Source organism: Achromobacter sp. T5-5 (assembly GCF_055397965.1).
The window spans coordinates 2,447,074-2,460,960 of the sequence record NZ_AP027919.1; the positions used below are offsets into that span (position 1 = coordinate 2,447,074).

14 protein-coding genes are annotated in these 13,887 nt (G+C 67.9%); 5 read left to right on the top strand and 9 right to left on the bottom strand.

Going from position 1 to position 13,887, the window contains the following annotated elements; genetic code table 11:
• Nucleotides 1-9 precede the first annotated feature (9 nt).
• From hpnE to hpnC, 3 genes are read right to left on the bottom strand one after another with little or no spacing between them, the layout of a single operon-like run.
• Nucleotides 10-1,332 (bottom strand): hydroxysqualene dehydroxylase HpnE, encoded by a 1,323-nt coding sequence (gene hpnE, locus ACZ50Q_RS10995; RefSeq protein ID WP_092580175.1) that lies wholly within the window; start codon nt 1,330-1,332, stop codon nt 10-12.
• A complete protein-coding gene (gene hpnD / locus ACZ50Q_RS11000) occupies nt 1,329-2,192 on the bottom strand; it encodes a presqualene diphosphate synthase HpnD (RefSeq protein ID WP_076520302.1) in 864 nt (287 codons plus the stop codon). The genes hpnE and hpnD overlap by 4 nt, the downstream gene beginning before the upstream one ends.
• Nucleotides 2,193-2,205: 13 nt before the next feature.
• Complete coding sequence (hpnC, locus tag ACZ50Q_RS11005) at nt 2,206-3,036, bottom strand: squalene synthase HpnC (protein ID WP_464081517.1); 831 nt, start codon at nt 3,034-3,036, stop codon at nt 2,206-2,208.
• 150 nt (nt 3,037-3,186) lie between these two features.
• Between hpnC and alr the strand changes: the two genes are divergently transcribed.
• Both alr and ACZ50Q_RS11015 read left to right on the top strand, forming a co-directional pair.
• Nucleotides 3,187-4,314: an alanine racemase gene (gene alr / locus ACZ50Q_RS11010; RefSeq protein WP_092580181.1), complete on the top strand. Its 1,128-nt coding sequence runs from the start codon at nt 3,187-3,189 to the stop codon at nt 4,312-4,314.
• Between the two features lie 155 nt (nt 4,315-4,469).
• Nucleotides 4,470-5,189, top strand: a complete 720-nt coding sequence (locus ACZ50Q_RS11015; RefSeq protein WP_076520305.1) for an SDR family oxidoreductase — start codon at nt 4,470-4,472, stop codon at nt 5,187-5,189.
• Nucleotides 5,190-5,261: 72 nt separating this feature from the next.
• Here ACZ50Q_RS11015 and hpaI read toward each other — a convergent pair whose 3' ends face one another.
• The 3 genes from hpaI to ACZ50Q_RS11030 all read right to left on the bottom strand — a co-directional run bounded on the left by hpaI (nt 5,262) and on the right by ACZ50Q_RS11030 (nt 7,391).
• Nucleotides 5,262-6,062, bottom strand: coding sequence for a 4-hydroxy-2-oxoheptanedioate aldolase (hpaI, locus tag ACZ50Q_RS11020; RefSeq protein ID WP_464081518.1), 801 nt, complete (start codon nt 6,060-6,062; stop codon nt 5,262-5,264).
• A 45-nt stretch (nt 6,063-6,107) separates the two neighbouring features.
• On the bottom strand, nt 6,108-6,572 hold the full coding sequence (gene hpaR, locus ACZ50Q_RS11025) for a homoprotocatechuate degradation operon regulator HpaR (RefSeq protein WP_092580191.1): 465 nt from the start codon (nt 6,570-6,572) through the stop codon (nt 6,108-6,110).
• Nucleotides 6,573-6,740: 168 nt separating this feature from the next.
• Entirely contained in the window at nt 6,741-7,391 is a 651-nt protein-coding gene (locus ACZ50Q_RS11030; RefSeq protein ID WP_092580193.1) for a hypothetical protein, read from the bottom strand.
• A 416-nt stretch (nt 7,392-7,807) separates the two neighbouring features.
• Between ACZ50Q_RS11030 and radA the strand changes: the two genes are divergently transcribed.
• The 3 genes from radA to ACZ50Q_RS11045 all read left to right on the top strand — a co-directional run bounded on the left by radA (nt 7,808) and on the right by ACZ50Q_RS11045 (nt 10,398).
• Complete coding sequence (gene radA, locus ACZ50Q_RS11035; protein WP_076522039.1) at nt 7,808-9,169, top strand: DNA repair protein RadA; 1,362 nt, start codon at nt 7,808-7,810, stop codon at nt 9,167-9,169.
• A gap of 28 nt (nt 9,170-9,197) precedes the next feature.
• Nucleotides 9,198-9,977, top strand: coding sequence for a sulfite exporter TauE/SafE family protein (locus ACZ50Q_RS11040; protein ID WP_464081519.1), 780 nt, complete (start codon nt 9,198-9,200; stop codon nt 9,975-9,977).
• A gap of 196 nt (nt 9,978-10,173) precedes the next feature.
• Nucleotides 10,174-10,398 carry a hypothetical protein gene (locus tag ACZ50Q_RS11045; RefSeq protein ID WP_464081520.1) on the top strand — a complete coding sequence of 75 codons (225 nt, stop codon included), beginning with the start codon at nt 10,174-10,176 and terminating at the stop codon, nt 10,396-10,398.
• A 177-nt stretch (nt 10,399-10,575) separates the two neighbouring features.
• Here the strand turns inward: ACZ50Q_RS11045 and ACZ50Q_RS11050 are convergent, their stop codons facing one another.
• The 3 genes from ACZ50Q_RS11050 to ACZ50Q_RS11060 form a co-directional block, all read right to left on the bottom strand.
• Complete coding sequence (locus ACZ50Q_RS11050) at nt 10,576-11,532, bottom strand: 2-hydroxyacid dehydrogenase (protein WP_464081521.1); 957 nt, start codon at nt 11,530-11,532, stop codon at nt 10,576-10,578.
• 118 nt (nt 11,533-11,650) lie between these two features.
• Nucleotides 11,651-12,622: a Bug family tripartite tricarboxylate transporter substrate binding protein gene (locus ACZ50Q_RS11055; protein ID WP_092580199.1), complete on the bottom strand. Its 972-nt coding sequence runs from the start codon at nt 12,620-12,622 to the stop codon at nt 11,651-11,653.
• A 74-nt stretch (nt 12,623-12,696) separates the two neighbouring features.
• Nucleotides 12,697-13,698: a Bug family tripartite tricarboxylate transporter substrate binding protein gene (locus ACZ50Q_RS11060; RefSeq protein WP_092580408.1), complete on the bottom strand. Its 1,002-nt coding sequence runs from the start codon at nt 13,696-13,698 to the stop codon at nt 12,697-12,699.
• Between the last annotated feature and the right edge of the window lie 189 nt (nt 13,699-13,887).

Genomic DNA, 13,887 nt, shown 5'->3' on the forward strand with positions numbered 1-13,887 from the left:
CCGCCTCCCTCAGTCCGCCCGCGGATTGAGCACGCGCGCGGCCTGCAGGCCGCTGCGCACCGCGCCTTCCAGCACGCCGGGATAACCGGTGTCGGTCCAGTCGCCGGCCAGCGCCAGCGTGGGCCACGGCGTGGTATTCAATGGCCGCGTCAGGCCGGGCACGGCCGCGAAGGTCGCGCGCTTTTCAATGAACAGTTCCGCAGCCGCGACCTCCGGCATCGGCGGCAGCCGCAGCGGGTGGGCAGCGGCCTGCTCGGCCACCTGGTCGATCAGGGCCTCGATCACCTGGCGCCGGTTGCGCTCGCCCATGCCCACGGCGGCGCTGGCCACCACGGCCAGTTCCCCGGCCTTGGCGTTGCCGGCCAGTTGGGCGCGGTCGAACAGCCATTGGCCCGCATGGCCGCGGGCCGCATCTTCGCGCAGCATCATCATGGGCTCGGGCAGGCGCCAGGGATCGGCCAGGCGCACGTTCAGCGTGGCGATGGGCAGGTAGTCAAAGGCCTTGAGCGCATCGAGCAGGCCTGTGGCGCCAGCCTCGCGCAGCGGGGCGTCCAGCAGGCGCGCCGCGAAGGCGGGCGGCACGGCCAGCACGGCGGCGTCAAAGCGTTCCTGGTTGATGTCGATGCCATGGACCGAGGGATGGAGCTGGCGCACCGTGCTGCCGTAGCGCATGGTGACCTGCCGCGCGGCCGCGTCCGGCCACAGCGCCGACAGGTCGGTGCAGGGGAGCAGCAGGTCGCTGTCCTCGCGCGCGCCGGCCAGGCTGTCGCGCAGCACACGGGCGAACAGCACGGCGCTGGCCGTGGCGATCGGCGTGTTCAGCGCGGCCAGGCACAGCGGCTCCCAGACCTGGCGGATCAGCACGTCGGACTGCGCGTGATAGTGCAGCAGCTGCAGCACGGTCCAGTCGCGCGGCGGCATCCATGACATGGTCTTCAGGCCGCGCATCAGGCGCAGCATGGCCAGCCGGTCGGCCCAGGACAGGCCGCGCGCGCGCAGCACGGCCATGGCCATGTGCAGCGGCGCCGGCAGGCGCGGGGCGGACAGGTGGAAGCGGCCGTCCAGGCTGGCGAGCCGCAAGGAGCGCCGCATCAACAGCGCGTCCGGGTTGCGGCCCACGCGGCGCATCAGCGCCAGGGTTTCCTTGTAGGCGCCCGACAGCAGGTGCTGGCCGTTGTCCAGCGGCGCGTCGAAGTCGCCATGAAAGACGCGGCGCGCGCGCCCGCCGGGGGTGTGGCCGGCCTCGAACACCGTGACCTTGGCGCCGGCTTCGCGCAAGGCGACGCTGGCGGCCAGGCCGGCCCAGCCCGCGCCGATGACCGCGGCCTTCACCGCGCCAACCGGCGGACCAGTCCGCGTCCGCCGCCCACCCAGGTTTTCCAGGCAAGCCAGAGTTTGCGCAGGGGCGTGAGCGAAATGCGCTGGTGCAGCACCTGCCAGTTGTCGCGTTCGATCTCGTCGAGCAGCGCGTGGTAGATGGCGGCCATCATGAGTCCGGGGCGCTGGGCGCGGCGGTCGGCCTCGGGCAGGTTGTTCATCGCCTCGCGGTACAGCTCGCGCGCGCGGTCGGCCTGGAATTTCATCAGCGCGCTGAAACGGTCGGAATACTCGCCGTTCAGGATGTCCGATGCCTTGACCTGGAACTGCTGCATGTCGTTGACCGGGATGTAGATGCGGCCCCGGCGCGCGTCGTCGCCCACATCGCGGATGATGTTGGTCATCTGGAACGCCAGGCCCAGCTTCTCGGCGTACACCAGCGTCTTGGGATCGGAATAACCGAACACGCCGGCGGACAGCTCGCCGACCACGCCGGCCGCATGCCAGCAATACTTGCGCAGGCCCGGCCAGTCCAGGTAGCGGGTCTGGTCCAGGTCCATTTCCATGCCGTCGATCACGGCCAGCAGGCGATCGCGGGTGATCGAACAGCTTTCCAGGTGCGGTTGCAGCGCGCGCGTGACGGGATGGTCGGGCTTGCCGTCATACATCTGGTCGACCTGCGTGCGCCACCAGGCGAGCTTGATGCGCGCCAGGGACGGGTCGGTGCATTCGTCGACCACGTCGTCCACTTCGCGGCAGTATGCGTACAGGGCCGTGATGGCGCGCCGGCGATCGGGCGGCAGGAACAGGAAGGAATAGTAGAAGCTGGAGCCGCTTTTGGCGGCTTTCTCCTGGCAATACTCGTCAGGGGTCATTAGGCACGGCCTGTTACTTGATGGAGCGCCACAACATGATGGCCCAGTCTTTGGCGCCCAATTCGGGGCGATTCATGAAAACATCGTAGCCGCTCGCCTCGATCCGCTCCAGGACGCGCAGCCCGCCTTGCACCACCATGCGCAGCTCCAGGCCGATGCGGCCCGGCAGGCGGCGCGCCAGCGGAGCGCCGAAGTGTAGCAGCGCGCGCGTGCGTTCGACCTCGAAGGCCATGAGCTCGCGCCAGGCAGGCGTAAGGCGGCACGCGGCCAGGTCTTCGTCCGAGACGCCGTAACGGCGCAGGTCTTCCTGGGGCAGGTATACCCGGTGCTTGTGCCAGTCCACCCGCACGTCCTGCCAGAAGTTGACCTGCTGCAGCCCGGTGCAGATGGCGTCGGATTCGGCGATGTTCTGCGGGGTGCTGGCCTCGTAAAGGTGGAGCATCAGCCGGCCGACGGGGTTGGCCGACCGCGTGCAGTAGTCCGCCAGGGCGGTGTAGTCCTCGTAGCGCTTGACGGTAATGTCCTGCTCGAAGGCGGACAGCAGGTCGTAGAAGGGCGTGATGGGAAGCTGGTGCCGGGCGATGGTCCGGGCCAGCGGCGCGAAGATGTCGGCCAGCGGGGGCAGCCCCGGGGCGGGCGGCGTGCCGGGTTCGGCGCCGATGCGGTGCAGCTCGGTGCGAAACGCCGCCAGTTGGGCAAGGCGCTCCTCGTCGGTCGCGCTGCCTTCGTCGGCGATGTCGTCCGCGGCGCGGGCGAACCGGTAGATATCGGTCACGGCGCCGCGCAGCCTGCGCGGCAGCAGCAGCGAGGCGACGGGAAAATTCTCGTAGTGATCGATGGACATGGACAGAAGCCTGTTGACAGAACTAGGTCTGTGGATACGGCGCAAAGCGGCGGGTTCGCTTCATTTTAGAGTAAGCATCCCGGCTTGATCCGGCGCGATGCCGCCGACGGCGGCGATCAGTTAGACTTGGACGCCACAGGATCTCACATCATGCCGCGTCCAATTACCGCCACCGTTTCCGTTTCCGCCCTTGCGCACAATCTTGCCACCGTGCGCCGCCACCTCGACCAGACCGCCGCCGCGGCCGGCGGCCTGCCGCCGTCGATCTGGGCGGTCATCAAGGCCAACGCCTACGGCCACGGCATCGAACAGGCGGTTGCCGGCTTTTCCCACGCGCAGGGCCTCGCAATGCTGGACCTGGACGAGGCCGTGCGCTGCCGCGAGGCGGGCTGGGGCGGGCCGATCCTGCTGCTGGAAGGCTTCTTCGATCCGTCCGACCTGGACATCGTCGATCGCTACCACCTCAGCAGCACGGTCCATCATCGCGACCAGCTCGACATGCTGGCGCGCGCTCGGCTGTCGCGCCGGGTCGATATCATGCTGAAACTCAACAGCGGCATGAACCGGCTGGGGTTCAGCCCCGCCTCCTATCCCGCCGCCTACGAGCGCGCGGCGCTGCTGCAGCAGCAGGGCACGCTGGGCTCGGTGGGCAAGATGACCCACTTCGCCTGCGCGGACGGGCCGCAGGGCGTGAACGAGCAACTGAGCGTCTTCAATTCGGTGACGCATAAGCTGCCGGGCGCGGTCAGCGTGTGCAATTCGGCCGCGGCCCTGCGCTTTGCCGACATCGCCGTTGGCTCCGAAAACCAGGCCCATTGGGTGCGGCCCGGCATCTGCCTGTATGGCGCATCGCCCTTTGCCGACGCCGAAGCGTCTTCGTTCGGCCTGAGGCCCGCCATGTCGCTCAACTCGGAAATCATCGCCGTGCAGGAGATCAAGGCGGGCGATTCGGTCGGCTACGGCGCGCTCTTTCGCGCCGAACGCGCCATGCGCATCGGCATCGTCGCCTGCGGCTACGCCGACGGCTATCCGCGCCACGCCACCACCGGCACGCCGGTCGTGGTGGCCGGCATCCGGACCCAGTTGCTTGGCCGGGTGTCCATGGACATGCTGGTCGTCGACCTGGGCCCCGTGCCCGCCGCGGGCGTCGGCTCGCCCGTGTCGCTGTGGGGCGAAGACGGTCCCTCGGTCGACGAGGTCGCCAGCGCCGCCGGCACCATCGGCTATGAACTGCTCTGCGCCCTGGCGCCGCGCGTCCCGGTCACGCGGGACGCCTGAGCCCGGCCCCGTCGCCGGCGGCAAGCCGAGGCGTCCGGAGGGCAAGAATTGCTACGCAATTTACAAGACAGGGGACGCCGGATGGTGTCTACTTTGGAAACCGGGCGCTCAGGCGCCCGTTTTTGACCAAGAAAACAGACTGCGAGGTTTCATCCATGAAGGACAAATGCGTGCTCATTACGGGCGCCACCAAAGGCATAGGCTGGGCGCTTACTCAGCGGCTGTCCGACATGGGCTGTCACGTGGTGGGCATCGCGCGCAACACCACCGATGTCGATTTTCCCGGCTACCTGTACGCCTGTGACCTGGCGGACGCCGGCCGCACCGAAGAAGTCCTGCGCGAAATCCGCGAGAAATTCCCCGTCGATGCCGTCGTCAACAACGTGGGCATCGCCTCGCCCCAGCCGCTCGGCGAGATCGACCTGGCCACCCTGTACAACGTGCTGGACCTGAACGTGCGCGTGGCCGTGCAGGTGACGCAGGCCTTCATCGAATCCATGAAGGTGCGCCGCGCCGGCCGGATCGTCAACGTCGTCAGCCGCGCCATCCACGGCGGCCTGGAGCGCACCGCCTATTCGGCCGCCAAGAGCGCGCTGGTGGGCTGCACCCGCACCTGGGCGCTGGAACTGGCCGAATACGGGGTCACCGCCAACGCGGTCGCGCCGGGTCCCATCGAAACCGAAATGTTCCGCGCCACCCGGCCCGCCGGCAGCGAAAACGAAAAGCGCGCGCTGGCCTCCGTGCCCATGAAGCGCCTGGGCACCCCGGCCGAAGTGGCCGCGGCCATCGCCTTCCTGCTGTCCGACGACGCCGGTTTCATTACCGGGCAGGTGCTGGGCGTGGATGGCGGCGGCAGCCTGGCCGGCCGGTCCTAGGTAATACTGGCGCTACGTCCTGCCGTAGGCCAACGACTCGCCGCGGCAAACGTGACGGCGCGCCTGCGCCGCTCAGTACGGACCCTTGCTTGCGGCGACCGCGCTCAGTTCCTTGAACTCGCCGGCCAGCGCTTCGGCCGCGCGCGCCAGCAGCACCGCGTCCACGCCCACCGCGACGAAGGTGGCGCCCAGCGCCAGATAGTGCTTCGCCTGGGCCATGCCGCCATGCAGGATGCCGGCCGCCTTGCCTGACCGCACGATGCGGCCGATGGCGTCATCGATGGTCTTCTCGACCACTGGGTGTTCCGGCTGGCCCAGATAGCCCATGCTGGCCGACAGGTCCGCCGGACCAATGAAAGCGCCATCCACGCCGTCGACCGCAAGAATCTCGTCCAGCGCCTCGATGCCGCTCGGGGTTTCGATCTGCACCAGCACGCACATCTGGTCGTTGGCGCGTTCCAGGTAATTCGGGATGCGGTTCCAGCGCGACGCGCGCGCCAGCGCGCTGCCCACGCCGCGTATGCCTTGCGGCGGATAGCGCACGGCCGCGACCGCGGCGGCTGCTTCCGCCGGCGATTGCACCATGGGGACCAGCAGCGTCTGGGCGCCGGTGTCCAGGATCTGCTTGATCTGCACCGCGTCGTTCCAGGCGGGCCGCACCACGGGCGCGACCGGGTAGGGCGCCACCGCCTGCAATTGGGCGAGGGTGGAATCCAGCGTGTTGGGCGCGTGTTCGCCGTCGATCAGCAGCCAGTCGAAGCCGGCGCCCGCAAGGATTTCCGAAGTGTAGGCGCTGGCCAGGCCGGCCCACAGGCCGATCTGGGGCTTGCCGTCGCGCAAGGCCTGCTTGAAGGTATTGGTCAGAAGGTCCATGGGGGGCGGATCGCGTGGAGGGGGGAGGTGTATTGGAGGCCGCGCTTACGGCCGGCCGGCATCGCGCGGGAGGGGACCGTCGCGCTTGATGAGGTCGACCATGGCGTCCACATCACGGTACAGGCGGTCCAGCAGTTCCTTGCCGATCTTCGCTTCGATTTCCTGGTACTTCGCGTCCACCATCGGACGCATGCGGTCGATGAGCTTGTGGCTCTTGGCGGTCAGGGAGATTTCCTGGCGGCGCTGGTCGGCGCTGGAGCGCGTGCGCTTGATCAGCCCTTGTTCTTCCATGCCCGCCAGCATGCGCGTGAGACTGGGGCTCAGGATCTGACAGGCACGCGCGATCTGGTTGGGCTCCAGGGCGCCGACTTCGCTCAGCGTGCGCAGCACGCGCCATTGCTGTTCGGTGACGCCGGCGGCATTGAGCACGGGGCGGAAATGCGCCATCAGCGTCTCGCGCGCATAGAGCAGCAAATGGGGAAGATTGCGGTGGTGGAAGCTCGGACTCATGGCGGCTATGTTAGCAAGAAGCCGCCCGGAAAATGACCAAATCTTCGCGCCCCGGGCAGCCTGCGCGGGCGCGGCGGCGGGGCCGGGCCAGGGCGGACCCTCGCGATTGGCGGGCCCTCGGCAATGCCCGCCGCCCGGACCGTCAGCCCCTCGGCATGGCAGTCCCTGTTAAGCCGGGTTCTGCCGCGACAGCTCCTGCAGGTCGTCCGGCAAGGCGAAGTCGGGCGCGCCTTGCTGCAATTGGCGCAGCGCCTGTACCGCCTCTTCCTCGCGGTCATCCACGATCAGGCCTCGGATCTGGGCCACGCGGGCTTCGATGTCCTGCTCCGTGAAGGCTACGACGGCCTGCATTTCGGCGGCAGGTGCTTGATCTGCCGCCTGGGCAGGTTCCGCCGCGGCGGTCTCGGGCGCGACGGCGGCGGCGGGCGCCATGGCGGGCTGTGCCTGCGCGGGCGCAGACGCGGAGACGGGCTCGGGCTGCAGCGCGATGACGCGGCGCAGCGGCGGCGCATCGTTGGCTGCGGACGGCGGCGGGGCGGTGTCGCCTTGCGCCTTCTCGGTCTCGTGGACGCCAACCAGCTGCATCTGGGATTCCGGTTCGTCCACGGCTTCGCGCATGTCCGTCCAGGCGAACAGGCCGGCGACCATCACGGCGCACACGGCCGCGCCCCAGCCGGGATGCCAGCTATGGCCGGGATGCCATCTGCGCCGCACGGCCGCATCCAGTTCAGGATTGGCGCCGGGGCCCGGCTTGCGATACAGGGCGCGCAGATCCCGTTCGTCGTCTTCGTCAAAAGGGGGGCGATAGGTGATGCTCATGCGCGTACTCCTCGCACATACGCCGGGTGGCACGGCGTATCCGCGTTTGACCTTTTGCGTGCGCCGCGCCGGTGTGCCGGCGTCTCGTCGTGCTGGGGTCGTGTTCCGGTTTGCGCGGCATATCGAAAGACCGCGGATGATGGCGCCGTGATTGCCCGCGCGGCGCGTCACCAGGACGCGCGTCGTGGCGCACGCCGTCCGGTGTGGACGGCAGGCAATCTGTCGCTGCTCCTGGCGATTATGCGCGATTTGAAACGAATCGGGCAGTAAATTTCTTGTCTTTGCATCATGTAACTGCGGCGCGTCCCTGTTTATGCAAGCAGATTGAAAGCTCCCGCCGCGATGTGTCCGAAACGCGCGCCATGACCGGTGATGCGGCGGGCGGGCGGCGCGGGTTGCCGGGTACACTTTCGCGCATGGCCAAAACCCGAACCGTATATGTGTGCGCCGACTGCGGCGGCACCACCCCGAAGTGGCAGGGCAAATGCCCGCATTGCAACGCCTGGAACACGCTGGAAGAAACCGTGGAGTCGTCCGCGCCGGCGGCTTCCGCGCACCGCTACGCGCCGCTGGCGTCATCCAGCCCGGTGCGCAGCCTGTCCGAAATCGAAGCCCGCGAAACCCCGCGCCAGCCCACCGGCCTGGATGAATTCGACCGCGTGCTGGGCGGCGGCCTGGTGGCGGGCGCCGTGGTGCTGATCGGCGGCGATCCCGGCATCGGCAAATCGACGTTGCTGCTGCAGGCCTTGGCCTCGCTGTCCGAAACCACCAACGTGCTGTACGTGACCGGCGAAGAATCGGCCGAACAGGTCGCGCTGCGCGCGCGCCGGCTTGGCCTGCAGACCGGCAACGTCAACCTGCTTGCGGAGATCCGGCTCGAAGCCATCCAGGCCGCGGTATCCGAACAAAAGCCCTCGGTCGCCGTCATCGACTCGATCCAGACCCTGTACAGCGGCGAACTCACCGCCGCGCCCGGTTCGGTGTCGCAGGTGCGCGAATGCGCGGCGCAGCTCACGCGGCTTGCCAAGCAGACGGGCATCGCCATCGTCATGATCGGGCACGTCACCAAGGACGGCGCGCTGGCCGGCCCGCGCGTGCTTGAGCACATCGTGGACACGGTGCTGTATTTCGAAGGCGACACGCATTCGTCGTTCCGCCTGGTGCGCGCCTTCAAGAACCGCTTCGGCGCGGTCAATGAACTGGGCGTGTTCGCGATGACGGACCGCGGCCTGCGGGGCGTGGCCAATCCGTCCGCCTTGTTCCTGTCGCAGCATGAACAACAGGTGGCGGGGTCCTGCGTGATGGCCACGCAAGAGGGCACACGCCCCTTGCTGGTCGAGATCCAGGCGCTGGTGGACAGCTCCCATGCGCCCAATCCGCGCCGCCTGACGGTGGGCCTGGAAGGCAACCGCCTTGCGATGCTGCTGGCGGTCCTGCACCGGCATGCGGGCGTTTCCACGTTCGACCAGGACGTCTTCGTCAATGCGGTGGGCGGCGTGCGCATCACGGAGCCCGCGGCCGATTTGCCGGTGCTGCTTGCCATCATGTCCTCGTTGCGCGACCGGCCCCTGCCGCGCGGACTGATCGCGTTCGGCGAAGTGGGCCTGGCGGGCGAGATCCGGCCCGCGCCCCGCGGCCAGGAGCGCCTGCGCGAGGCTGCCAAGCTGGGCTTCTCGATTGCGCTCATTCCCAAGGCCAATGCCCCGCGCCAGCCCATCGAAGGGCTGGAGATCTGGGCGGTGGACCGGTTGGACGCGGCGCTGGACAAGCTGCGCTGAAGCGCGGCGCCGCTTGCTGGAGCAAACATTGAGTCTGTTCGTTATCGCCGCATGCCTGGCCGCCGGCGGCCTGATTGGTTTCATGGGGGGCGTGCTGGGCATCGGAGGCGGGCTGATCGCCATTCCGGCGCTGGTCCTGCTGATGGGGATGTCTCAGCAGCTTGCGCAGGGCACCGCGCTCATCATGGTCCTGCCGACCATCATGATGGCGGTGCGCAAGTACAACCAGCAGACGCGCATCGACAAGCGCGTCGCGCTGGCGGGCGCCGCCGGCGCCGTGGTGTTCACGTGGGTGGGCGCGCAACTGGCGCTGGGCATCGATTCGACCCTGCTGCGCCGAAGCTTCGCGGTGTTCCTCTTTTTCATCGCCCTGTTCTACGTCTGGCAGACGTGGCGCGCATCGCGCCCGGCCGCACGCCGCGCGCCGCCGGCCACGCATGCCGCGCCCGCCTTCACGCCGCGCCGCGCGAGCGTGCTGGGCATCCTGTGCGGCACGTTGGGCGGATTCTTCGGCGTGGGCGGCGCGGTGCTGGCCGTGCCCATCATCACGTCCGTCTTCCGCCTGCCCCAGACTGCCGCGCAGGCGCTCGCGCTCAGCATGGTGATCCCGGGCTCCACCATCGCGCTCATCACGTATACCTGGGCGGGGCAGGCCAACTGGATGATCGGCGCGCCGCTCGCCATCGGCAGCCTCATCTTCGTGCCCATCGGCGTGCGGCTTGCGTACCGGCTTCCTGAACGCAAGCTGAGAGCCTGCTTCGCGCTCATGCTGTTCGCAACGGTTGCGCTGCTCGCGTTCGAGGGGTGATGGCCGCCCGCTGCCCGGTCCTGTTAGGCCGGGCGGCCGCGTCGGGCAGCAAGCGCGCGCAGCGTCGGGCAACAAATCTTTTCCGCGTTGAACCTTCTGGACCGGCCAGCTTCAAACCGCATACGGGAATTGCGGCAACCTTGCTGCCCCGTATCGGCAAAAGGCCACAGGCCTTCACCAACCAGGAGTACACCAAATGACGACTCACTCCCGCATTGCTGCGTTTCTTTCCACCTCGGCCTTGTGCCTTGGCCTTGCTGCGGCGCCCTCGGCGTTTGCGGCCGGCGCCAAGTCCGGCGAAACCAAGTCCCAGGCGCACCACAAGCATCACAAATCCGACAAGTCTTCCGCCAAGCACGCGGCGGACAAGTCGGGCGCAGCCAGCATGAACAAGTCCGGCGCCATGGCGCCGACGAAGTAAGCGCACCGGGCGGCAACGCCCACGTTCCTTTGCGCAATATGGACTGACCGGACACGCGGGGGCCGGAAAGTCGAAAGCCTCTCGGTATGGGCGCCGAGAGGCTTTTTCGTATCCGCTTCGAGCGCGCCTCCGCGCCGCCGGGGCGGCGACGGATCGGGGCGCGAAGCCGCGCGCGGTTTATTCCACCGGCGTGATCACGCTGCCGGTTTCGAAGAACGACCGCAGATTGTCCAGCATCATGTTTTCCATCGCCAGGCGCGTTTCCTCGGTGGCGCTGCCGATATGCGGCAGCAGCACGGCTTTGTCGCTTTTGATCAGTGCCTCGGGCACCTTGGGCTCATGCTCGAACACGTCGAGCGCGGCGCAGCCCAGCTTGCCGGCTTCCAGGGCGGCGACCAGCGCGGCCTCGTCGATGACCGGCCCGCGCGCGATGTTGACGATGATGCCCTTGGGACCCAGCGCCTCGAGCACCTCGCGGTTCACCAGGTGGCGCGTGCTGGGGCCGCCGACGGTGGCAACGATCAGGAAGTCGGCCCACTTGGCAAGGTCCGTCAGCGACGCTTCGTAGCCGTACGAGACGTCTTCGCGCTTCCTGCGGTTGTGATAACGCACGTCCATGTCGAAACCCATGCCGCGCTTGGCGATGGCTTCGCCTATGCGGCCCAGGCCGACGATGCCCAGCTTCTTGCCGCTGACGCGCAGGCCCAGGGGAATGCTGCCGTGCACCTGCCCCCATTGGCCGGCGCGCACGAAGCGTTCGCCCTGGCCCATGCGGCGGGCGCCCGCGATCAGCAGGCCCCAGGCCAGGTCCGCCACGCAGTCGGTCAGCACGTCGGGGGTATTGCTCACCAGCACGCCGCGCTTGCGCGCCGCCTCGACGTCGATGGTCTCGTAGCCCACGCCCCAGCTGCAGATGGCCTTCAGGTCGGGCAGCGCGTTGATGAGCTCGGCATTGGCGCCGAAATTCGCGGACGTGACGACGGCCGTGACGCCTTTGCCATGCTCGGCCAGGGCGGCCTTGCGATCCGGGTACTTCCACAATTCGATGACGTCGTAGCCGTCGGCCAGACGCTGGTTGGCGGAAGGGGAGCCGGCCAGCGAGCCGACCTGGATGATGCGTTGCTTGGTGGTCATGTTGTCGTACGGTTGGGTGGCGAAGGCTTCATGCTACTTGATTCAAGCGCGAGTCTTGCAGGCCCCGGGCCGCGATCGCAGGCGATCGGACCCGGGGCCGCGCGGACTATCCCACGCTTCATTCCAGCTGGATGTTGGCTTTCTGGATCACGTCCTTCCAGCGCTTGACTTCCGCCTGCTGGAAATCGGCAAACTGCTGCGGCGTGTTGGCCACCACTTCGAAGCCCAGGCCCTGCAGCGTCTGCTCGGTCTTCGGCTCGCGCAGGGCGGTGCGCAGGGCATCGGCCAGCTTGTCCACGACGGCCTGCGGCGTGCCCTTGGGCACGGCAAAACCCTGCCAGGAATACACGACCATGTCCTTGATGCCGGTCTCGGCCAGCGTGGGCACGTCGGGCAGGTCCTTGGCGCGGGTGTCGCCGGTGATCGCCAGCGCCTTGAGCTTGCCCGCCTTGATGTGATTCTGCACCGCGCCCAGGTTCTGGAAGGACACGTTGACCTGTCCGCCGATGAGGTCGGCGATGGCCGCGCCGCCGCCCTTGTAAGGCACGTCGACGCCGGTGCTTTGCGTGCGCTGGCGGAACAGCACGGCCGACAGGTGATCCGACGAACCCGTGCCCGACGAGGCGTACGACACGCGGTTGGGATTCTTCTTTGCGTAGTCGACCAGTTCGGCCACCGTGTTGGCGGGGAAGGACGTGGCCGCGACCAGCACGTTGGGATTGCGGACCGCCTGCGTCAGGTATGTGAAGTCCTTGCTCGGGTTGTAGGCCAGGTTCTTGTACAGGGCCTCATTGATGGCGAAGGTGCCGATGGATCCCACCATCATGGTGTAGCCGTCGGGCGTGGAACGGGCCAGCGCCTGCGCGCCGATGGCGCTGTTGGCGCCGGGCTTGTTCTCGACCACGAAGGTCTGTCCCAGGATCTTCGACAGCGCCGGCGTGACCGAACGCGCGGTGATGTCGGACGACCCGCCGGGCACGAAGGGCACGATCATGGTCACGGGCTTTTCTGGGTAACCGGCAGCGTGGGCTGCCGGCGACCCAAGCACAATGGCGCCCGCCGCGAATACGGCGCTGATCAGTTTGTTCATGGTGTCTCCTGGTTCGCGTAATGATGAAGAGCCCGCCGCTCACGCGTTGCGCACGGGCCCGGATCGGCGCCGGGTCAGTCGACCTTGGCGCCGGATTTCTTCACAACGTCGGCCCACTTGACGGTTTCCTGGGCCATGAACTGCTTGAATTGAGCGGGCGTGTTGCCCGATGGCGTCGCGCCCTGGGCCTGGAGCTGTGCGCGCACGGACTCCTGCTGCAAGGCGGCGGCCACGTCGCCCTGGACCTTCTGGACGATGTCCGGCGGCGTGCCGGCCGGGGCCAGCAGGCCGAACCAGCTCGATGCCTCGTACCCCTTCACGCCGGCCTCGGCCATCGTGGGCACGTCGGGCAGCGCCGGCGACCGCTGGGGCGTGGTCACGGCCAGCGGACGCAGCTTGCCGCCTTTGATGAATCCCATGGAAGACGGAAGATTGTCGAAGATCAGGTCGGCCGACCCGGCCATCACATCGGTCAGCGCGGGACTGCTCCCTTTATAGGGAACATGGGTCATGCGCGTGCCGGTCATGCTCTGGAACAGTTCGCCCGACAGGTGCGTGGACGTGCCATTGCCGGTGGACGCCATGTTGACGCTGCCCGGATTGGCTTTCAGGTATTTGATCAGGTCCGCCACGGTGCGGATATCGTGCTTGTCGGCGAACTTGGGGTTGAGCTCCAGGATGTTGGGTACCGGGATCACCAGCGTCACCGGCACGAAATCCTTGACGGGGTCATAGGGCAGCTTGGCGTAGACGGACTGGTTGATGGCGTGCGTGCTGACCGTGCCCATCAGCAGGGTATAGCCGTCGGGGGCGGCGCGGGCGGCTTCGGCCGTCCCGACGTTGCCGCCCGCGCCGGCCTTGTTGTCCACGACCACGGGCTTGTTCCAGCGCTTGCCCAGTTCCGCCGCCACGACGCGCGCGGCAATGTCCGCCGTGCCGCCCGCGGGGAAGGGCACGACGATCCTGACTTCGCGCTCGGGGTAGTCCGCTAGCGCCGGCGCGGCCGGCAGGACAAAGGCGGTGGCCGTCAGCAGGGCGGCCGCAAAGAACCGGCCTCGCACAGGGGCTGCATGCATGGAATTCGTCTCCTCGGTGTGCGCGTGGCCGCGCATCGTTTCTGGGGGTATTCCGCTCCCGGCGTGCCGGGAGCTTGAAGCCGCATGCGGCCCGCGCCTCATGCGACTGGATGCTGCCGATCAACTTGTAAAACAAATATAGGTATTGAGCTATTGCTTGTCAACCAAGTATACTTTTTTCACCCCACT